Genomic DNA, 20780 nt, shown 5'->3' with positions numbered 1-20780 from the left:
CGGTCTTCCTGATCATTTCGCGATGGTTTCGGGGGGCGCCATGTAAGCGGTGGCGAGACCGCCAAAGTCGATCACCACCGAATCGAGCACCACGCCCGGATCGAGCGCGTAGATGCGCAGGACGTGATCCCCAGCCTTGTCGAAGGTCCAGTCGGTGACCGAAGTGATCGCGTTGCGCTCGACCCCGTCCGACCAGTCGCGCTTGTCGCCATCGACGATGCGGATCGGGCCGCCATCGATCGACACGGCATAGCGCAGCTTGTGATCGGCGCTCAGCGCGAAGCTGGGCAGCAGCGAGACGCGCAGCTTTGCTGAGCCGCTACTGTCGGTGCGGAAGCGGTACTCGGCGTGCGGGGCGCTGGTGGCGTCGGGCAGGCTGGGCAGATCGACGCTGCTGGCGATCGCGGCGCCGGAGCGGCCGAGATCGGGCATGGGCTGCCATCCTTTGCCGCCCACGGGGTGCAGCGCCGAATAGCGGCTGGCGTTGAACGCGACGATGCGATTGTCCTCGACCAACGTACCGCGCGGCGCGGCGACGTTGCGCGCGGTCACCGCGATCGCGCGAGTGGCGCCCGCGCCGCCCACGGTCACGGTGCCGGTCGCGGTCTCGCCGCGCTTCAGCCTGGTCCAGTCGACCGAAACCCACAGGCGCTGGTCGCCGCCCAGCTGGGATTCGCGATCGATCCGAATCCACGGCGAGGATCCGCTCGCGGTGATGTCGATCGTGCCGGCGCCGATGTTGAAGGCGTCGATGAAATAGCGGCGGTCGGTGGCGCGTTCGAACACCGGCAGGCGGTCGTCCGGCGCGTCCTTGGTGTGCCAGCGCTTGACGCGCTGCTTGGTGTCGGCCGCTTCGACGGTGTTGACCGGACGCTGGGTCCAGGCGTCGACCGACCCTTCCACCGCGACGCCCAGTCCCGGCGCGTCGAGCGGCTTCACCCGGCCGACCGGCGGCATGTTGAACACCGACTGGTACCGGGGTTCGTCGTGCATGAACTCCTTCCACTTGCCGCCGCCGATCGCGTTGTACGCATCGGTCGCCTTGCGGATGCCGCGGTACGAAACGGCGGCGCGATCGGCGTAGAGATTGGCGCTGGCGCGGCCCTGATGCGCGTAAAGGAAGCTGCGATCGGCATCGAGGATCTTGCCGTTGAGCAGCGCGCTGCCGCGCACCGGATAGATCACCAGGTGATAGAAGCCGTCGCGCTTCTCCTTCGGCAGGCGCGCGGCGATGGCTTCGGCGCGCTTGTCCAGATCGCGATATTCGGCGGCACGCTGTCCGGCTTCGTCGCCATAGGCGACCGGTGAGAATTCGGTCGGGCGCGGCGCGGTCTCGGCGTCGTTCCAGCCCATATGTTCGGGCTTGCGTGCAAAGCCGAGGCGGTAATAGGCGCGCAACAGATCGGCGATGGCGTCGGCTTCCTGCGGCCCGAACGTGTCCGCCGCCCAGCGCTTCAGCCAGCCCTGCTGGCCCAGCTTCGACGTACCCTCATAGTCATAGGCGAGGTCCATGAAATAGGTCAGGCCCTTCTCGCCGGGCTTGATGTCGCCGACATTGACCACCCACAGGCGGCGGGCATTGGTGGCGTACGCCTTGCCCATCTCCTCGCCGATCAGCGCGGGCGGCGTGCTGTCGAGCCACAGATAGTCGTTCGGCACGCCCCAGTAGGAGATGTGGTAATAGACGCCGGCGCCGCCCGAGCGCTTCTGTTCGGCCGGGGTCGAAAGCTGGCGGATATAGCCGTAATTGTCGTCGACCCAGCCCAGCGTCACGTCGTCGGGCACCTTCATGCCCTTGCGATAGATGTCGAGCACTTCCTTGTAGGGCACGAACACCTGCGGGACGGTTGCGGGATCCTTGCCCACCTCGCGGAACAGGCTGCGCTGGTCGGTTACTACCTGCTCGAGCAGCTTCACGCCGTCGAAGCCACGGTTCATCTCGGCCGGGCTGTCGTGGATGCCGCGCATGCCGACGGTATAGACGTTCTCGTACCGGTGGTTTGCCTGCACGCGGTCGCGCCAATATTGCAGAATCTTCGGACCGTTCTTGCCGTAGTTGAACTCGCCGTTCTGCTCGAAATTCCATTCGGCGACATTGTTGCGCAGCATCGGCTCGGCATGGCTCGCGCCCATGACGATGGCGTAGCGATCGGCCATCTCGGCATTGCCGTCGACCTGATTGAAGGCCGAGGTCACCTTGTGCATCGCCGGCCAGAGATAGTTGGCGCGCAGGCGCAACAGCAGCTCGAAGATATGGGCGTGGGTGGTCGGCCCCATGTCGCCGCTCGGATCGATGGTGCGCGCCGCCCAGGGGCGGATCGACCAGTCCTCGTCATTGATGAAGATGCCGCGATAGCGGACGGAGGGCGACCCCTGCGTGATCGTCTCGCTGCCCAGCGACAGGCTGGCGCGGCGGGTGGGGGCGACATCGGCCCACCAGACCCAGGGCGAGACGCCGATCCGCTCCGAAAGCCGGAAGATGCCGTACGCGGTGCCGCGACGGTCGGTGCCCGCGACGACCAGCGCGCGGCTGACGCCCGGCATCGGGTTCTCGACCACCGCGATGGTATAGGCTTCGGTCTGGTCCTTGAGCGAACCCACCGCGATGCGGTTCTCCGCGACGAGCCGGTCGATCAGCGGCGAGCCGCCGATCGTGCCGACAAGGATGGCCAGACGGCCGCCCGGGTTACCCTGCGACACTTTGGGCTTCACGCCCGAGACGCGCTCGACATCGCCGGCAAAGGCGTTCGCCGCGATCTCAACCACCGGCGCGTCGCCCGCGCTGAAATAGATGGTCGGGGCACTGCCGTCGGCGACCAGATCGAATGCCGTGGCGGCGGCGGGCGCCTGCTGGGCGATCGCTTCGGCCGGGGTCAGGCACGGAATCGCCGCGGCAAGGCTCAGCGCGGCCAGAATACGGGCGAGGGCCATCCTATCCTCCTATGTTTATATGCCGGAACGCGGGCTTATTTCTTCAGGTACGGGCCGTTCTTGTTCCAGCCGACCCGGACGGCGGCGAGGGTCCAGGTCTTGCCGCGGTCGGGATTGCCCTGGAAGAACAGCAGCGACTGGCCGCCATGTTCGAAAATGTCGGGGTGGCCCGATTCCGAATCGTTCCAGCTGCCTGGTCCGCCATCGGCGAGGAAGGGCTGGTCCGACAGGCGGGTCCATTTCACGCCATCGGTGCTGACCGCGACGCCGATCTGCTGCGGCTCGTTATTATAGCCGCCAGCATAGAACATGTAGAGCTTGCCGTTCTTGCGGATGATGCTCGCGGCCTCGATGCACTTGCGCTCCCAGGGGAGCTCGGGCTTCAGGATCGGGCCGTCCTTGCTCAGGTTGGTCCAGTCGCCCGCGCCGAATTTCGAGTTGAGCGGCGCGGAGGCCACGCCGAGCATCTGTACCTTCATGTCGGGATCGCGCGTCGCCCAATAGAGGAGCAGCTTGCCGTCATGGACAAAGGCTTCGGCGTCGATCGCGCGGCCCGCGCTCCACGGCGAGTCGGTCGGGCGGAAGACGGGATTGCCCGGATCGCGCTCGAAGGTCACGCCGTCGCTGGACCAGGCATGGTTGATCGCGTCGCGGCGGCCATTGCCATAGGTCTGGTAGAACAAATGGACCTTGCCGTTGATCACCACTGCGCCCGGCGCGGCGATGCCGTTGCGCTCGACTTCCTGCTTGGGCAGGACTTCGCCGACTTTGGTCCATTTCTTCATGTCGCGGCTTTCGGCGATGCCGATCGCCCATCCGGTGGGGAAGCCGTCGCCGCCCGCCTTGTTGTCCTTCGCCGGCGGCACCGAATAATACATCAGGTAGCGGCCGCCGAAGCGGATGACCGAGGGATCCTTGGCATAGGGCACGCCCATGCGGCTGGTGTCGGAATAGGTCATGACGAGCTTTGCGTCGCGCGGCTTCGCCGGCGTGGCCGCCGGGTCCTCGTGCGACGATGCGGAAAGAGGCGCGGCGATCGCGAAACCCGCCAAAGTCAAAAGCGCCATGCCTCTTGCGGCAGCCATTCCGATCTCTCCCGATTTATGTGGTCAGGCCACTATAGTATGATTTGTCATACCAGTCTATATCGAATCCCGCATGGCGGGCGCACCATCGGCGCCCTCGGAAAAGGGAGAACAGGATGTCGAGATCAACCACCGGAGGCCGCCGGTATCGCTTCGGGGCGATGCTGTGCGGGGTCGCCGCGATCGGTGCGCTGGGCGGCGTCGCCTCCGCGCAGGTGCCGCCCGAAGTGCCGCCGGGCGCGCCGGAGGTGCCCTATGTCGATCCGGCAAGGGCCTATCTCTTCGCGCACATGACGAAGGAGCGGTACGGCGTCCTCTTCTATTCGGTCAGCCTGGACGGGCTGCACTGGCGGCGGCTCAACGGCGGGCGGCCGGTGTCGGAGGATTATCACGGCCACCCGTCGATCACGCGGATGTCCGACGGGCGCTACATCCTTGTCGGCAACAAGAGCGACAGCGATTCGCAGGTCCGCTTCTGGGTCTCGAGCGACCTGATCCGCTGGGCTCCGTTCGGCGCCTATCAGCCCGATCTGTCGAACGTGCGCGGCTTCGCCAATCCGCTGCCCCGGCTGGGCGCGCCGAAGCTGTTCTTCGACAAGGCCTCGAGCAGATATCTGCTCACCTGGCACACCCCGAACGTGCCCCACACGCCGGCCGATCCCGAGCGCTACTGGGCGAGCCAGCGCACGCTCTATGTCACGTCGAAGGACCTCCGGACGTTCGACGGGCCGCCCAAGCTGTTGTTCGACTGGGATATCGCGACGATCGACACGATCATCATGCCGGGCGACGAGGGCAAGGGCTATTGCGCGGTCATCAAGGACGAGCGCTATCCCTCGTACAACTGGACCACGGGCAAGACCGTGCGGATCAGCTGCGCGCCGTCGCTGCTCGGCCCCTATCCGATGCCGGGCCCGGCGATCAGCCCGAACTTCCGCGAAGCGCCGACGATCATCCGTGCGCCCAACGGCCGCGACTGGCTGGCCTATTACGAACAATATGCCGGGCAGAGCTACGGCTTGTCGAAGGCTCCCCGGCTGGAAGGACCCTGGTATCAGGTGCAGGGCAATAGCGGAGTCGCGCGGTGGAACCGCTTCGAGATGCCGGCGGGCACGCGCCACGGCTTCATGATCGAGATCAGCCGCAAGGAATATGACGCGATCGTCGCGGCATATCCGGAAGGGGCGGCGAAGCCCTGACCGCCTCCCTTCCCTTGCAAGGAGAGGAGGCAAAATGGAAAAGGCCGGGGCATCGGACCCCGGCCTTTTTTTGTTTTCACCCCGAAGAGGCAGGGAAGGAAGCATTCACATCTTGAAATAGCGCGCCAGTTCGACGCGCGGGTTCGGCGTATAGGCCGCGCCCCAGACGCGGTTGGCGCGGTACATCAGGTCGTCGATGTCGGTCCGGTTCCGGTCGCTTTCGGGAAAGGGCCAGCTGGCGGTGTTGCCGTGATATTTGGCGATGAAGTCGGACGACTTGCGGATGCCGCGGCCGCCTTCCTCGAGGTTCCACAGGTCGATGTCGACGCAGCTCGCAATCTCCGCGACATTATAGGCCGCGCCCAGCGACGCGATCGAGAAGAACAGGCTGCGCGAGCGGGTGGCTTCCAGCGCCATCGATCCGTCCGCGCCGAAATGGACGGGCAGGCGGCGCTTCGAAAAGTCCTGGACCACCGATTTCACCACGTCCGTCCGGCGGGCGTAGAGCGCGAAATGGGTGATCTGGGAATCATACCACATCGCGTTGATGTTGCGCTGGATGCTTGCGCCCTTGCCGTGCGTCGAATTGCGCAGCCAGTCTACATAGTCGGAGAACCATTTCTCCAGCCCTTTGCCGTCATCGGCGGTGAAGAAACCCGAGGGGCCGATCAGGCCCACGGCGTCGATCACGCGCTGGACGCGCTGCGTTTCGAACACGCCGTCGGGGCGGCCATTCTCGCGGCCGGGTACGGTGTGGGCGAAGTTCATGTTGGGGTTCATCCGGCTCTTCGGATCGAGAAACCAGGTACGCACGATGCTCGCCGCGCGGGTCGCGTAGCGCGGATTTTCGGAGAAATAATAGGCCAGTGCGAGAATCTCGACGTCCGCGCTCATCCGGTCGAGGTCGGCGATGTCGAACTTGTTGGTCATCCGGTCGGGATTGGTGCCCTCGCCCCGAATCCAGGGGCCGTTGGGCTTGGCCGGATCGGGGAAATAATTGGGAACGATGCTGAGATAGTCGTTGCGGCTGCCCGAGGGCGGGATCGTCAGCTTGTCCGCCACGGTGAACAGGGTGCGGCCCATCGCGATATCGGCCTTGCCGATCAGCCCGGCATAGGCGGCCTTGATCGCGGGATCGCTGTCGCGCCCGGCCTTGAGCCGCATCAGCACGTCGGGATGCCACAGGAAGGTGCGGCGGCCGCCGAACGAAGCGGCATAGCCTTCCACGCCCTTGCACACGGGTACCGCGTTGTCTGGGGCCGCGCGCGCCGCGCGGGCGGCGGCCGGCGTTATCGGCGTCAGAGCGGTCGCCGCGACGGCGGCGGCTCCGGCCAGCCGGAAAAGGAATCCCGATCGCCGGGTGGATGAATTGCGCATGTGCCTCTCCAAAAAAAGACGCCGCGCGGAAAGTCTCCGCGCGGCGCCATGTCGTCGTCAGTGCGTCATCGGCCGTGCGGATCAGAACCGGACCCGGACGCCCACGCGGTAGATCGTTTCGAGATAGCGGACCTGAACCGCATAGCCCTGGCCCTTGTCGTTGAACACGCGGCTGGTGCGCTGGGTCGAACCCAGCATGTTCGCGATGTTGAACGTCAGCGTCAGGAAGTCGGTCGGGTTGATCGCACCCGAGAAGTCGAGCTGGCCGCGGCCTTCCTCGACCGTCGGCAGCGTCAGCTGCGGCCGGGTGCAGGTGACCGGCACGCGCAGGCACGGCTCGAACGTCGCGGTCAGCGCATTGTCGGTGACGATGCCATAGGTCTGGAAGCTCGAGCGGTAATTGTACGAGAGGCGCAGCGAGACCGCCTTGCTCTCGTAAAAGATCTGCGCGTTGGCCAGATGGTTCGACACGTTGCTCAGCGGCTGCAGGCCCGGCAGCGTCGCCGCCGCGGTCGGCGAGAGTTCCGATGCGTGGTCGAGATAGGTGTAGTTCGCCAACACGCCGAAATTCTGCATCCACTGGGGCAGCGACGGAATCTTCAGGAAGCTGCGGAAGCCGACCTCGACGCCCTGGATATAGCCCTGCTCGCCATTCTCCGGACGATCGACGCGGATCACGCCGCCGACATCGGGATTGGGCATGAAGGTGGTGGCGTTGTTGATGAACCCGGTCACGTCGCGGCGGAACACCTGCACCGTCGCCGAGCCCGAACGCGAGAAATAATATTCGAGCGACGCGTCGTAATTGTTCGACTCGATCGGCTGCAGGTCCGGATTACCGCCGCTGGCGGTCATCGTGGTGCATACCGTCGGCGCTTCGGGGTCGCAGACCGGGGTGGCGGCCACGTTCACGGTCAGCGTCGGATTGAGCTGGCCGAAGCCCGGCCGGGTGCGCGTCTTGGTGAACGAGGCGCGCGCCTGAAGGTTCGGCGTCAGCTTGATGCGGGCGCTCACATTGGGCAGGAAATCGGTATATTCGTTGGTCTTGCTGTACGGCGTGCCTGCGGCGGCGCCGATCTTCAGCGTGCCCTGGATGTCGTTCGTGGTGCGAACGGCGCGAAGGCCGACCTGGCCATCGATCTCGACCGAGCCGATCCCGAACTTGTAATGGCTCTGCAGATAGCCGGTGTACGACTTCTCGTTCGCCGAATAGACCCAGTCCATGTCCGGGAAGCCGGCCGGACGGCCGACGAGCGAGCGGAGATAGTCGGCATTGTTCCAGATGTCGGCGCGGGTCGGCGTGATCCAGGTCCGCGGATGGACCGTCTCGTCGCCGCGGAAGCCGATCGGCGCATACTGGAACTCGAACGGCAGGTTGATGTACTGGATGCGCGGATCGTTCGCGCCCAGCACCGGGGTGCGGTTCTCCGCCGGATCGTTGTACGAATCGCTGTCGCGGTTACTGAAGCGAACGCCTAGCTGGACCTTGTCGAAGATCCCCAGATTGACCGGAAGATCTGCGTCGAGCCGCGCCTGGAAGCTGCGGCCGTGATTGTCCGCGCCGTTCTCCGCGAAGTTCAGCATGCGGAACGACGAAGCCGAGGCCAGGTCGACATCGGTCACATAGGCCGAAGCGCCGCCGCCGCCCGACTGGTCGTCGAAGTTGAAGACCCGGTTGCCGTTGTTGTTGGTGAAGATGTTGAACTGCATGTTGCGGTTCGAGTTGCGCGAATCCGTCACCGCCACGTCACCCGTGACGCGGCCGCCGCCACCCACCTTCCAGATAAAGCCGCCGCCATATTGATAGGTGTCGGTCTTGTTCTTCTGCGCGATCTGATAGCCGGTGATCCCGTTGGGACCAGCCATCGTCATCTGGCAGACCAGATCGGTGCTGCCGGGGCAGAAGGTGACGTTCGAGATCGCCGAGTTGCTGCTCGTGTCGAAATGGAGCGCGCGCGATTCGCCGCGGGCGCGGAAGCCCTGGAACAGGAAGTCGCCGTAGAATTCGAGCTCCGGGCTCGGGCGCCACTGGATCGCGGCCGCCGCCGAGGGGCGGAAGCGGTTCGAGCTGGGATATTGGAAGCTGACGCGCGAGGGGTAGCGCGCGAGCGGAAAGTTCACCGCATTTGGTGCGCGGATGAGGATCTGCGAATTGTTGTCGCGGTACGAATCGACGAAATTGTTGTCGGTGTACGAACCCTCGACCAGAATGCCGATCTCGCCGATGCCGGTATCCCAGCGATTGCTGATCAGCAGGTTGGCGTCGACGCCGAACTCCTGGCTCTGGCGCCAGTGGAGCCCGGTCAGGCCGCCCGCGATACGCAGTCCCTTGAAGTCGAACGGTTTGCGCGATTTCACGTCGATCTCGCCGGCGATGCCCGCTTCGATGAGGTTGGCCGACGCGGTCTTATAGACATCGAAGCGCGCGATCGACGCCGCCGGGAAGTCCTGCAGCGCGACGCTGCGCCCTTCGGCGGTGAAGATCTCGCGGCCGTTATAGGTGGTGGTCAGATCGGGCAGGCCGCGAACGCGCACGCCGCCGGCTTCGCCGTTCAAGCGATCGACCTGCACGCCCGGAACGCGCGCCAGGGTCTCCGCGCCGGTGCTGTCGGGCAGCTTGCCGATATCCTCGGCGACGATCGAATCGACGATGTCGTTCGATTCGCGCTTCACCGTCTGGGCGGTCTCGAGGCTCTGCCGGTAGCCGCTGACGACGATTTCCTGTTCCACCGCTTCTTCGTCCTGCGACGCAGCGCCGGTGGCACTTTGCGCGAAGGCGATGCCGGGGATCGCTGCCATCAGCGCGAAACCCGAAGCGCCGATCAGAAAGCAAGAGCGCTGAAATCTCATATATTCCTCCCCTGTTGGACCCGCACTTGAAGGGCGGTTTCTATCTTAATTATCATACCACGATTGGCCTGACAATATTCTATTCGTGGCCTGACATCGCTGACAGTGGACGAAGGCGGGTTTACTGCACCCGGCATGTTTCACGCTTGTATCCGGGTGTCCGGCAGCGGATTGAATGCAGTGAAGATCGGTTCTATGTCACTGATCAGATAACTGATTTATCATATCAATAAGGAGGGGTGGAAATGCGCTGGATTGGTAAGGCCGCACTGGTTGCCGCTGCGTTGCTGCTGGCCGGCGCGACATCGCCCGAGAAATGGACGCCCGCCTGGACCGCCAGCATGTGGAAGGCCGGGACCGAGCGGCAGGAAGTGCCGGTCGCGAACGCGACGCTGCGCTTTTCGATTCGCGTCGGCGCGGATGGCGACCGGATCCGGCTGAGGCTCTCCAACGAATATGGCCAGGCGCTGCAGATCGGCGCGGCCAGCGTCCGCGTCGCCGGCGGCAAGGCGGTGGCGGTGACCTTCGGCCGGAAGGAAGCGGCCGAGATTCCGGCCCGCACCGTCATCACCACCGATCCCGCCCGGCTGAAGCTCCGGCAGTTCGACGTCGTCGAAGTGTCGCTCTATCTGCCCGGCTCGATCCGGCTGAACACCGTGCATGGCGCGGGCGGCGACAAGACATTGCTTTCAGTACCCGGCAATTACACTGCGGCGACTTCGTTCGGCGTCGCGGCGCGCTACGACCACCGCCCGCTGCTGGCTGGAGTGGAAGTGCTGGGCGGCAAGCCGCGCCCGGTGATTGTGGCCTTTGGCGATTCGATCACCGACAATACGGGCTGCGCGATGGATGCGGTGCCGCTGTGCCGCTGGGGCGACGTGCTGGCGCGGCGTCTGGCCGCGGCGGGCAGGCCGCATGTCGTGGTGACCCAGGCGATCTCGGGCAATCGCGTGCTTTCGCAGGGCACCGGGCCGAGCGCGGTGGAGCGGTTCGATCGCGACGTGCTGTCGCTGCCCGGAGTCACCCATGTCGTGCTGCTGGAGGGGATCAACGATATCGGCGGATCGGGCCGGGTGCGCGGCGATGGTTCGGTGGCGCCGACGATCACCGCCGAGCAACTGATCGAAGGCTATCGCCAGCTCATCGCCCGGGCCCGTGCGCGCGGGATCAAGGTCATGGGGCTGACCATCCTGCCCTATCAGGGCGCGGGCTATTACAGCGAGGCGGGCGAAGCGATGCGCGTGCGCGTCAACGAATGGATGCGCACGTCCGGCGAGTTCGACGCGGTGTTCGATCTTGAAAAGGTGGTGGCCGATCCGGCCAATCCCCAGCGGCTCGATCCCTCGCTGCACCGGGGCGACTTTCTGCATCCGGACGCGCGCGGCGAGACGAAGATGGGCGAAGCGATCCCGCTCGAGTGGTTCCGGTGAGCGTGGCGCGGTCGCGCGGCATCCGGCGCGCGATCGGGGCGACCGCGCTGGCGCTGGCATTGGCGGCGCCGTTCGGGGCCGGCCCGATCTCCGCGAAGCCGCCCGAGCCCGTGGTCCGTCCGGCGGCGAAGCAGCCGAACATCCTGTTCATCCTCGTCGACGATATGGGCTTCGGCGATCTCTCCCTGACCGGCAACCGGCTGGTCGCCACACCCAATATCGACGCGCTGGCGGGCGACGGGATGGTGATGTCGCAATTCTATGATGCGGCGCCGATCTGCTCGCCGTCGCGCGCGGCGTTCATGACCGGCCAGTTCCCGGCCGAGCTGGGCTTCACCACCTATATCGGGCCACGCAAGCGCAACCGCGATTATGGCCAGGTCGACTGGCTCGATCCGCGCATCCCCACGTTGCCGCGCGCGCTGCACGGCGTGGGCTATGCCACCGGCCATTTCGGCAAATGGCATCTGGGCGGCGGGCGCGATGTCGGCGATGCGCCGCTGCCCGCGGCCTATGGCTTCGACGAGAGCGTCACCCAGTTCGAGGGGCTGGGGCCGAGATTGCTGGAGAATGCGCCGGTCACCGATCTGGCGAAGCGGAGCGCGGCGCTGGGCGGCGGCCCGATCGAATGGATGCCGCGATCGCAGATTTCCGGCCGCTTCATCGACAAGGCGCTCGATTTCGTCGCCCGCCACAAGGATCGCCCCTGGTATGTCCAGCTCTGGCTGGAGGATGTGCACACGCCGTGGGAGCCGAGCCCCGAGCAGCTGGCGGCAGTGAAGGGGAAGGGGCGCAATCCGACCGAGGACCGCTATCTGGCGGTGCTGGTGGCGATGGACGCCGGGATCGGGCGGATGATCGGCGCGCTGCGCGAGGCGGGCGAGCTGGACGATACGCTGATTGTCTTCACCTCGGACAATGGGCCGACGCGCGGCGACAAGACGCCCGGTTTGGCGGGGCCGTGGCGCGGCCGCAAATCGAGCCTGTACGAAGGTGGGGTGCGCCAGCCGCTGATCCTGCGCTGGCCGGGACATATCCGGCCGGGCAGCAGCGATGCGGCCAGCATCGCTCACGCGACCGATCTGTTTCCCACGCTCGCGCGGATCGGCGGGGCGGCGCGCCCTTCCGGAGTCGACGGGATCGACATCGCCGCCGCGTGGCGCGGCAGCCCGGTCCGCGCGCGGCCGGATATCTACACCCATATCGGCAGGCCGCGTTCGGAACGCGAGATCGGGCCGCTCTATTCGATCCGGTCTGGGTCGTGGAAGCTGATGATGGATCGCGATGGCAGCGGGGTCGAGCTCTACAACCTCACCGTCGATCCCGGCGAGCTGCACAATCTCGCCGCGCGCGAAACGGCGGTGACCCGGCAGCTGTCGGCACGGCTGGCGCGGTGGATTGCCGGCTTGCCGCAGCCGGGGCCGGAGGTGGGGCGCTAAGGGCCCGTTCCGGAAAACGCACCCTCTCCCGTCGCGGGAGAGGGTGCGGATCAGCGTGCCGGCGCTGCCTCCAGCCGGCGGTAATGGATGATGAAGGCTTCGCGGCTGCGCGGAGTCTCATAGGTCGTGTCGCTGCGAGTCAGGCCCTGACCGCGCAGCGTGTCGCCGGCGGTGGCGCGTTCCAGCGCGTCCCACACCGGCGCCATCGTTCCGGTCGCTTCGTCTTCCTTGCCCGCACCCTTCACCTGGCAGACGGTCGTCTTGCAATCGATCCACAGCAGGTCGCCCTGATCGATATAGTCGATATGGCGCAGCACGCCCCGGATCGCCGCTTCGCTGCGGCTGGCCCAGGCGGGATCGCGCTTCTCCGTCGCGAAGAGATTGCCGCTTTCCAGCGCCAGCTCGGCATTGCGCTGGGCGGCGTCGAGCGGCTTGCCGGTGTCCGCGATCATGGCGTTACCTGCCGCCGCCGGTGCGGGCGGCGGTGCCGCGTCCGCGATCATGATCTGGCCATTGCCGGTGGCCACATGATCCTCGGGCAGTGCGAACCAGGCCAGTGCGAGAATGCCGGCCAGGACGATCGCCGCCCCCCACGCCCAGATCTTGGTCATGTGCTTTCCTGTTCTCCCGGAGTGTCAGGTGCGAAAAGGGACCGGCGCCCCGCCACGGGGACGCCGGTCGCGTTTCCGCGGTGGCTCAGCTGGTCGGGCCGCTGCCGAAATACAGCTTGCAGACGCCGCCCTCGAGGCGGGTAGTGAGCTGAACCAGCGTGGCGCCGCCCGAAATCCACTGCAGGCCGGGCGAGAAACCCTCGCAATTGTTGCTGGCGGTGGGATTGGGCAGCGGCACCGGCGCGTCGATCATCGTCCAGGGGCCGTTCGGATTGCCCGACGCGCTCTTGTAGATCACCGTGCCGTCGAAGCCCGAGGGGTTCCCGTTGGCGACCTTGAGCACCTGGCCGAGCCACAGGATCGAGCCGTCGGGCAGCACCTTGTTGACCGGCGTATGCGCGAAGAAACGCTGGAGCGAATCCTCCATCCGCGTGCCCGGCGTGTTGACCGCGCCATAGTTCCAGCCGTCGGTGGAGGTCTTGTAATAGGTCGAGCAACTATAGGCCGCGCCCGGTCCGCAAATCTCGTAGGTCATGAACCGCGTGCCGTTGGCCAGGTTCGACACGACCGACATGCCGGGGCGCAGCGAATAGTTCGGGCCATTGATATTGGTATCGAGCGCCACCGTGTTGGTGTGATCGACCCAGTTGATCCCGTCATAGGTGCGGCGGCGGACCAGCTTCTGGCTGCAGCAGTCGCTGCTTTCGTCGGCGTAATGCATCACGATCGCACCGTCGGTGCCCATCGAGAAATCGGGCTCCCACAGCCCGCCGGCATTGGCCGATCGGACCGCGACCGACAGGAAGGCCCAGGTCCGGCCGTCGTCGGTGCTCCGGTAGATGTTGATCTTGGTACGGCGATTGGTGTTGGTCGGATGCGTGTCCACCGCGATCCCCAGGATCAGGTCGCCCGCGTTGAGCGATCCGACGGTCTGCGGCACGCGGAACAGGCTGGGGCTGCTCGACTTCAGCGTCTGGAATTCCGGATCGGCGATCGTGCCGACCTGGGTGAAGCTGACGCCGTTGTTGACGCTGGAAAAGATCTTGACGTGATCGTCGCCCTGATAGGACAGGACCGACGCAATCAGTTCGCCGCTGGGGAGCAGCCGGATGCGCGGATAGCGGGCATCGCTGGCCAGCAGGGTCTGGGCCTGTGCGGCGATATTGGTCATGCCCATGACAGTCATTCCCGCAAGCAGCATCGCGCGGCCGGCCATGCGCCGGCCGGTCCATCGGATCGTCGATCGTCTCGTCATCTCGCTCTCCTATCCCCGCTGTTGATGTCCTGCGCCGGGCGCGGGATGCGTCAGGCGCGGGACCTGGCGTCTGATCTGAAGACGGATGAGACGATGCATTCCTCAATGATAATATAAATCTTTTTTGCTATATTTATATGTTGACAGTTTCGGTGCGCCGGGGCCTCCTTCGACACGATCAGGAGGGGAGAGGGATGGCCGGTGCCGATCGCCCGTCATGCATGCCTGACGAAGATGCCGGCGTCGTGCGGGATCAGCGGGGCGAGCGTCTCCCGGAGCTTTACGGGCGGCTGGCCGCCGCGATCCGCGTCCGATGGCGCGGGGCGGATGCGGAGGATGTCGTGCAGGACGCCTTCCTTCGCCTTTCGCTGGCGGAGACCAGAGCCGAAGTGCTCGATCCGGGGGCTTTCCTGTACGTAACCGCGCTCAACCTGATCCGCGACCGCGCCCGCGCCGAGGTGACGCGCGGCATGTTGCTCGTCGATACCAGAGCCCTCGAACAAATCGTCTCCGACGATCCTTCCACCGATCAGATCCTCGCCGCCCGCGAGCAATTGGCGATTGTCGATGCAGCCATCGCCGAACTGCCCTTTAGTGCCCGGACGGCGTTCGTGATGCACCGGCTCGAAAACCTGCCGCAGGCTGAGATCGCCGAAGCGCTCAGCATTTCGGTTTCGATGGTCGAAAAGCATGTCCGCCGGGCCCTTACTCATTGCCGGGACCGGCTGGCCGAAGCGGACGGCACAGCGGTCCACAGGGGCCGGCAGCGCTCCGATTGACGCGGAGTGCCGCCATGCCGTCGCGCGACTCGTAAATACTTCTCGAAAAGCGGTTTTTCCGGATTGCGGAGGAACCCTTTACCCCCTTGGCAGGTTGCGCAGTCGACCCGGGATTGCCGGACAGCCTCGGAGAGGAAGCGAGCCGCCATGCCGCAATATTTTCTGCGTATTCATGGTTCGGGCGCGCCGTCGCATCTGGGCAGCCGGGATTATCCCGATCTCGCATCCGCAATGGCGCGCGGCAATCGCGTCGTATCCGGGATGCTCGCGGCGCAGGGCGGCGACGCGCTGCTACTCAAGGCTTGCCTCGACATCGAAGACGACCGCTCCGAGATCGTCGCGCGCATCCTGTTCGCCGACGTCGCGGCGCGGACCGGCAAAAGCCTTCCCGCCTGAAACACGATGCCCTCCCCGGGACCGGGGGAACGAGTCCGGCTGCGCTGTGTTGAATCGGCTCCGCAACGACGGAGGACAGGATGGCCGCACGAGCCTATTGGCAGGGACAGATCAGGCTGGCGCTGGTCTCGATCCCGGTCGAAATCTACGCCGCTACGAAATCGGGTGCGCAGATCGCCTTTCACCAGGTGCATGAGCCTTCCGGCAAGCGCGTGAAGTATGAGAAGGTCGTGCCGGGCCTTGGCGCGATCGATACCGACGAGATCGTCAAGGGCTATCCGGTGGACAAGGACCACTACGTCCTGCTCGATCAGGCCGAAATCGATGCGGTGAAGCTGGATTCAAAGAAGACGCTGGAGCTGACGCAGTTCGTCGACGCGGACGAGATCGACGTTCTCTACTATGAGCGGCCCTATTTCGTCGTGCCGGCGGACGATCTGGCGGAGGAGGCATTCATCGTTCTCCGCGAGGCGCTCCGCCAATCGAAGAAGGTGGGATTGGGCCAACTCGCGATGCGCGGGCGAGAATATGTCGTCAGCCTCAAGCCCTGCGGGCGGGGGATGGTATTGGAAACGCTGCGCTATGCCGATGAGGTCAACAAGGCCCAGAGTTATTTTCGCGACATCCCCGACGACAAGCCCGATGCCGATCTGCTCGATCTCGCCACCACGCTGATCGAGAAGAAGACGCACCGGTTCGACCCCGCCCAGTTTCACGATCGTTATGTCGACGCGTTGCGCGACCTGATTGCGCGCAAGCAGAAGTCGAAATCGGGCCGCAAGATCATCGAGGACAAGGATGACGGCCGCGCCCGGTCTGGCTCGAACGTGGTCGATCTGATGGCGGCGCTGAAGAAATCGGTCGAGAAGCCCGCGGCGGGGACCCCGGCGAAGAAGAAACCGGCCAGGGCGGCCGCGAAACCCCCGGCGAAAAAGCGTGCGTGATGGTGCGCGCCGATCCCCTCGCCACCTATAATTCCAAGCGGGATTTCGCGAAGACCCGCGAGCCTCAGGGCATTCTTGCGCCGGGCAAGGGCAACCGGTTCATGGTGCAGAAGCATGATGCGACCCGGCTGCATTGGGATCTGCGGCTGGAAGTGGACGGAGTGATGAAAAGCTGGGCCGTCACGCGCGGCCCCAGCCTCGATCCGGCCGACAAGCGGCTCGCGGTGCAGACCGAGGACCATCCGCTCAGCTATGCCGATTTCGAAGGCACGATTCCGGCGAAGGAATATGGCGGCGGTACGGTCATGCTGTGGGACGATGGTAGCTGGGCGCCGCTGCCCGGCAAGTCGGCCGCCGATCTTGAGAAGGGGCATTTGCACTTCGTACTCGATGGCGAACGGATGAAGGGCGAATGGCTGCTCGTGCGCCTGAAGCCGCGCGGCAAGGAACGCAATACCAACTGGCTGCTGCGCAAGGTGGCGGATGATTTCGCCGGCGGCTCCGACGATCTGGTCGAAGGTGCGCTGACCAGCGTGAAGACCGGACGGACGATGCAGCAGATCGCCGAGGGGAAAGCTGCCCGGACGCTGCCGGGGTGGCGCAAGGCCGCACCGTCGAAACGCCCGGCCCCGCCTGCCGGCAAGGCAAGGATGCCGGCGTTCCGCGCCCTGCAGCTCTGTACGCTGGTCGACAGCGTGCCCGCCGGATCCGGGTGGATCCATGAAGTGAAGTATGACGGCTATCGCGCCTTGGTCGCCGTCGCTGGCGGGCGGGCAAAGGTGTTTACCCGCACCGGTCTCGACTGGAGCGACAAGTTCCCGGGCATCGTCGAGGCGGCCGCGACGCTTCCGGTGGGATCGGCGTTGATCGACGGAGAGATTGTGGCCTTCGATCAGGGCCGGCCCGATTTCTCCCGGTTGAAGGATGCCATCTCGAACGGCGGAGAGATGACGCTTTTCGCGTTCGACCTGCTCGAGCTCGATGGCAGGAAGCTCGAGAAACAGGGTAACGTCGTGCGCAAGGAGCAATTGCGCGGCGTGCTCGACGGCGCTGATGCGCGGCTGCAATTCGCCGAACATATCGTTGGATCGGGCGAAAAGCTGTTCGAGACGATGTGCCGCGAAGGCTATGAGGGGATTGTCTCGAAACGTGCCGATGCGCCCTATGCGGGCAGGCGTTCCAGCAACTGGCTGAAGATCAAATGCCTTCATCGGCAGGAGTTCGTCATCATCGGCTGGCTGGGCAGCGAAAAGCGGCGCGGCTTCCGCTCGTTGCTGCTCGGCGTGCGCGACGGGGACAAGCTGCGCTACGCCGGCAAGGTCGGGACCGGCTTTTCGCAGGAGACGATCGCTGCGATCGGCGAGAAGCTGGAGCGGCTGGCGCGCAAGACGCCGACCGTCGATGCGCCCAGAGCCGCGACGCGCGGCGCGCACTGGGTGACGCCAAAACTGGTCGCCGAAGTCGCCTATGCCGAAGTGACGCCCGATGGCGTGCTGCGCCATTCGAGCTTCATCGGCCTGCGCGGCGACAAGGAGGCTGCGGAGGTGACTCTGGAGCAGCCCGGCGCAGCTCCGGCTTCGTCGCGGACCACGATAAGGATCACCAACCCCGACCGGCAATTGTTCGATCAGTCCACGGTCACCAAGGGCGACTTGGCCGCCTTCTACGAAACGATGGCGCCCTTGATCCTGCCGTTCGCCGCGAACCGCCCGATCAGTCTGGTGCGCTGTCCTCAGGGCCGCGCCCGGCATTGCTTCTTTCAGAAGCATGACGCGGGTTCGTTCGGCGATCATGTCCATCACGTCGACATCCGGGAAAAGGACGGATCGACGGAGCCCTATCTGTATGTCACCGATACCGATGGGCTGGTCGCCTGTGTCCAGATGGGGACGATCGAATTCCACGGCTGGGGCTCGTCGATCCGCACGCTGGAAAAGCCCGACAGGATGGTGTTCGATCTCGATCCCGACGAAGGCCTGGGCTTCGACCAGGTGAAGAAGGCGGCGGTCGACCTGAAGCAACATCTCGCCGATATCGGCCTTGTCAGCTTCGCGATGCTTTCGGGCGGCAAGGGCGTGCACGTCGTCGTGCCGCTGATCCCCGGCGCAGAATGGCCGGTCGTGAAGGATTTCGCCGACCGTTTCAGCCGCGCGCTTGCGCAAGCCGAACCCGATCGCTTCACCGCGACCATGTCAAAGGCCAAGCGCAAGGGCCGGATCTTCATCGACTGGCTGCGCAACCAGCGCGGCGCGACCGCGGTGATGCCCTATACGGTGCGCGCGAGGGCGGGCGCACCGGTAGCCGCACCGGTGACATGGGCGGAACTCGACGGCATCGAGACCCCGGCAAACTGGCAGGTGGCGGACGCAGCGGAATTGCTGGAGCGCGCGTCCGGCCCCGATCTCGCCGGCTGGGGCGTGGCGCACCAGGGCTTGCCGGATTTGTAGCGGTTTGGCTGGCGATGTCCGTGCCGCCCGGATCAGCGACGGCGCCGGATTGGATGGCTGGATCGGCAAATGGCGGAGCGGGAGGGATTCGAACCCTCGATACGCTTTTGGCGTATACTCACTTTCCAGGCGAGCGCCTTCGACCACTCGGCCACCGCTCCGCATGCTCTGGAAGGCGGGTGACCTAGCTGCTCATCGCGGGCTAGGCAAGCGGCACGGAGCATGTCAGGTTTCGCGTCATGCTGAAGCCCCTGATCGCGCTGCTTGCGCTCTCCGCCGCCCTTCCTGCCATTGCCCAGACCGCCGCGCTTTCCGGGAGGCCCGCACAGGCCACGCCTGCCTCGGCAGACGCGCTGCCCGAGGATTGGAAACCCATTCCCGACAACGAGATCCTCGTGGTCACGCTGAAGGGCGGGAACCAGATCTTCATCCGTCTCGCCCCGCGCTACGCACCGGCCCATGTCGCCAATATCCGCAAGCTCGCCGAGGCGCACTGGTGGGACGGGACCAGCGTGTATCGCGTGCAGGACAATTATGTCGCGCAATGGGGCGGCGGCACGGTCAAGACCCAGCTGCCCGGCCTCGTCATCCCCAATCCGCCGCCCGAATATGAGTGGAGCAGCTGGGATGGCGTCACGGCGTTGACGAAGACCGATCCCTATACCGCGAAGACCGGGCACAGCGCCGATGGCTGGCCGCTGGCGACCGACGGCAAGAAAACCTGGCTGACCCATTGCTATGGCATGGTCGGCGTGGCGCGCGACCTGGCGCCGAGCACGGGCAGCGGATCGGAGCTGTACGCCGTGATCGGCCACGCCCCGCGCCATCTGGACCGCAACATCGCGATCGCCGGGCGCGTGATCGAGGGGATGCGCTGGCTTTCCAGCCTGCCGCGCGGCACCGGCGGCGGGCTTGGTCTGTACGAGGATCCCGCGCAATATGTGGGGATCGCATCGGTGCGGCTGGCCAGCCAGCTGCCCGAGGATGAGCGCCCGCGCTTCCAGTATCGCGCGACCGACAACGAACGGTTCGCGGCATGGATCAAGCTGCGCGAGAACCGCCAGCCGCCCTTCTTCACCGTGCCCGCGGGCGGAGCGGACATCTGTAACGCCGAAGCGCCGGTGCGCCGGGCGCAATAGCGAGAAGTTCGGGAAGGATCGTTTGAAAACAGGCACTTCGGGCAGTGCTGGTTGACACGGTTGACACCAATATCGCGAAAAACCGGCTTGCCGCGAAATTGGTGGGTTCTGACGGGTTCAAGGAGCGGCGGGGGCTTCCCCGCGCGATCAGCCAAGCAGGCGAAATCCTACATTACAAGCATATCCCTTTCGACCGAATGGGCATTCTCGTGCTCCGGCCTTCACCGGAGCACGGTTACGTGTTCGAGAGGGATAGGCGCTCAACATTGCAAGTGAGGCCGGCCGCTCCCCCGAAGGGGGAGCCGGCTGTTACTTCCCGACCCAGTCGGAGACCTGCTCGGCGACCCGGTTGGCGGCCTGATTGAGCCCCACGCCGACCGGGCCGGGTTCGATCGCGGTAACGGGCACGCGCGCTTCGAAGCGGCGCTTCTCGAACACGCCGGCATCGCCGCGGTTGAGCGTGGCGTCGAAGATGACGATCGCTTCGTTGGTCCCCGCATCGACGCCGAACATGCGCAGCTCGCCGGTCAGCTGCGCGCCCGGATCGGCTTGCGACTGGCGGTTGCTCAGCACGACGCGGCCGGTGCGCACGGTCAGCGTATCGGCCAGCAGGCGCGCGAACAGGCGCGAGGGCTGCTCGACCCACACCGCATCCTTCACATAGGCGATGGTCGTGCCGTTCGAACGGACCGGCACGCGCGCGGTGGCGAGTTCCTGCGGCACGGCAGGCACGCCGATCGTGATCGTCGGGCTGGTGCTCGAATTCTGGACCTGATCGGTCGGGATCGCCGCATCGTGCTGAAGCGTCAGCAGCGAGGGCGGCGGCTTGGCCCCGAACGAGATGCAGGCGGACAGCCCCAGCGCGAGGGGGAGGGCGAGCAGGGCGTGTTTGTTCATC

At 65.5% G+C, this 20780-nt stretch carries 15 protein-coding genes and 1 tRNA gene; 8 read left to right on the top strand and 8 right to left on the bottom strand.

Annotated features, from left to right (window positions below; all coding sequences use genetic code 11):
• Window positions 1–12: 12 nt before the first annotated feature.
• Together HHL13_RS18610 and HHL13_RS18605 are read right to left on the bottom strand one after the other, a co-directional pair.
• Window positions 13–2931 (bottom strand): glycosyl hydrolase 115 family protein, encoded by a 2919-nt coding sequence (locus HHL13_RS18610; protein ID WP_169557432.1) that lies wholly within the window; start codon window positions 2929–2931, stop codon window positions 13–15.
• Window positions 2932–2966: 35 nt separating this feature from the next.
• Window positions 2967–4016, bottom strand: coding sequence for a family 43 glycosylhydrolase (locus tag HHL13_RS18605; protein ID WP_206377124.1), 1050 nt, complete (start codon window positions 4014–4016; stop codon window positions 2967–2969).
• A gap of 116 nt (window positions 4017–4132) precedes the next feature.
• Here HHL13_RS18605 and HHL13_RS18600 point away from each other — a divergent pair, with 116 nt between their 5' ends.
• Window positions 4133–5215 carry a family 43 glycosylhydrolase gene (locus HHL13_RS18600; RefSeq protein ID WP_206377123.1) on the top strand — a complete coding sequence of 361 codons (1083 nt, stop codon included), beginning with the start codon at window positions 4133–4135 and terminating at the stop codon, window positions 5213–5215.
• A gap of 105 nt (window positions 5216–5320) precedes the next feature.
• On the opposite strand, the gene HHL13_RS18595 is transcribed toward HHL13_RS18600, so the two are convergent.
• Both HHL13_RS18595 and HHL13_RS18590 read right to left on the bottom strand, forming a co-directional pair.
• Window positions 5321–6592: an alginate lyase family protein gene (locus HHL13_RS18595; RefSeq protein ID WP_169557431.1), complete on the bottom strand. Its 1272-nt coding sequence runs from the start codon at window positions 6590–6592 to the stop codon at window positions 5321–5323.
• Window positions 6593–6673: 81 nt separating this feature from the next.
• The gene (locus tag HHL13_RS18590) at window positions 6674–9391 is read right to left on the bottom strand and encodes a TonB-dependent receptor (protein WP_169557430.1); all 2718 of its coding nucleotides are present in this window, start codon (window positions 9389–9391) and stop codon (window positions 6674–6676) included.
• Between the two features lie 296 nt (window positions 9392–9687).
• Between HHL13_RS18590 and HHL13_RS18585 the strand changes: the two genes are divergently transcribed.
• Both HHL13_RS18585 and HHL13_RS18580 read left to right on the top strand, forming a co-directional pair.
• The gene (locus HHL13_RS18585) at window positions 9688–10872 is read left to right on the top strand and encodes an SGNH/GDSL hydrolase family protein (protein ID WP_169557429.1); all 1185 of its coding nucleotides are present in this window, start codon (window positions 9688–9690) and stop codon (window positions 10870–10872) included.
• Window positions 10869–12311 (top strand): sulfatase-like hydrolase/transferase, encoded by a 1443-nt coding sequence (locus tag HHL13_RS18580; RefSeq protein ID WP_346775587.1) that lies wholly within the window; start codon window positions 10869–10871, stop codon window positions 12309–12311. The genes HHL13_RS18585 and HHL13_RS18580 overlap by 4 nt, the downstream gene beginning before the upstream one ends.
• Window positions 12312–12361: 50 nt before the next feature.
• On the opposite strand, the gene HHL13_RS18575 is transcribed toward HHL13_RS18580, so the two are convergent.
• Window positions 12362–12922, bottom strand: coding sequence for a hypothetical protein (locus HHL13_RS18575; RefSeq protein WP_169557428.1), 561 nt, complete (start codon window positions 12920–12922; stop codon window positions 12362–12364).
• Window positions 12923–13007: 85 nt separating this feature from the next.
• Window positions 13008–14177, bottom strand: coding sequence for an exo-alpha-sialidase (locus HHL13_RS18570; RefSeq protein WP_169557427.1), 1170 nt, complete (start codon window positions 14175–14177; stop codon window positions 13008–13010).
• A 194-nt stretch (window positions 14178–14371) separates the two neighbouring features.
• Between HHL13_RS18570 and HHL13_RS18565 the strand changes: the two genes are divergently transcribed.
• The 4 genes from HHL13_RS18565 (at window position 14372) to ligD (ending at window position 18743) form a co-directional block, all read left to right on the top strand.
• Complete coding sequence (locus HHL13_RS18565; protein ID WP_169557426.1) at window positions 14372–14956, top strand: sigma-70 family RNA polymerase sigma factor; 585 nt, start codon at window positions 14372–14374, stop codon at window positions 14954–14956.
• A gap of 147 nt (window positions 14957–15103) precedes the next feature.
• Complete coding sequence (locus HHL13_RS18560; RefSeq protein WP_169557425.1) at window positions 15104–15352, top strand: hypothetical protein; 249 nt, start codon at window positions 15104–15106, stop codon at window positions 15350–15352.
• An 80-nt stretch (window positions 15353–15432) separates the two neighbouring features.
• The gene (locus tag HHL13_RS18555; RefSeq protein WP_169557424.1) at window positions 15433–16296 is read left to right on the top strand and encodes a Ku protein; all 864 of its coding nucleotides are present in this window, start codon (window positions 15433–15435) and stop codon (window positions 16294–16296) included.
• Window positions 16296–18743, top strand: coding sequence for a DNA ligase D (gene ligD, locus HHL13_RS18550; protein ID WP_169557423.1), 2448 nt, complete (start codon window positions 16296–16298; stop codon window positions 18741–18743). The genes HHL13_RS18555 and ligD overlap by 1 nt, the downstream gene beginning before the upstream one ends.
• Before the next feature lie 70 nt (window positions 18744–18813).
• Here the strand turns inward: ligD and HHL13_RS18545 are convergent.
• Window positions 18814–18904 (bottom strand) — tRNA-Ser (locus HHL13_RS18545).
• 78 nt (window positions 18905–18982) lie between these two features.
• On the opposite strand from HHL13_RS18545, the gene HHL13_RS18540 reads away from it, so the two are divergent.
• Window positions 18983–19882, top strand: a complete 900-nt coding sequence (locus HHL13_RS18540; RefSeq protein WP_169557422.1) for a peptidylprolyl isomerase — start codon at window positions 18983–18985, stop codon at window positions 19880–19882.
• Between the two features lie 309 nt (window positions 19883–20191).
• Here HHL13_RS18540 and HHL13_RS18535 read toward each other — a convergent pair whose 3' ends face one another.
• On the bottom strand, window positions 20192–20779 hold the full coding sequence (locus HHL13_RS18535; protein WP_169557421.1) for an ABC-type transport auxiliary lipoprotein family protein: 588 nt from the start codon (window positions 20777–20779) through the stop codon (window positions 20192–20194).
• Window position 20780 lies beyond the last annotated feature (1 nt).

It is taken from the genome of Sphingomonas sp. G-3-2-10, from assembly GCF_012927115.1.
Lineage (GTDB): Bacteria > Pseudomonadota > Alphaproteobacteria > Sphingomonadales > Sphingomonadaceae > Sphingomonas.
This window is presented reverse-complemented; position numbering and strand designations above follow the sequence as displayed.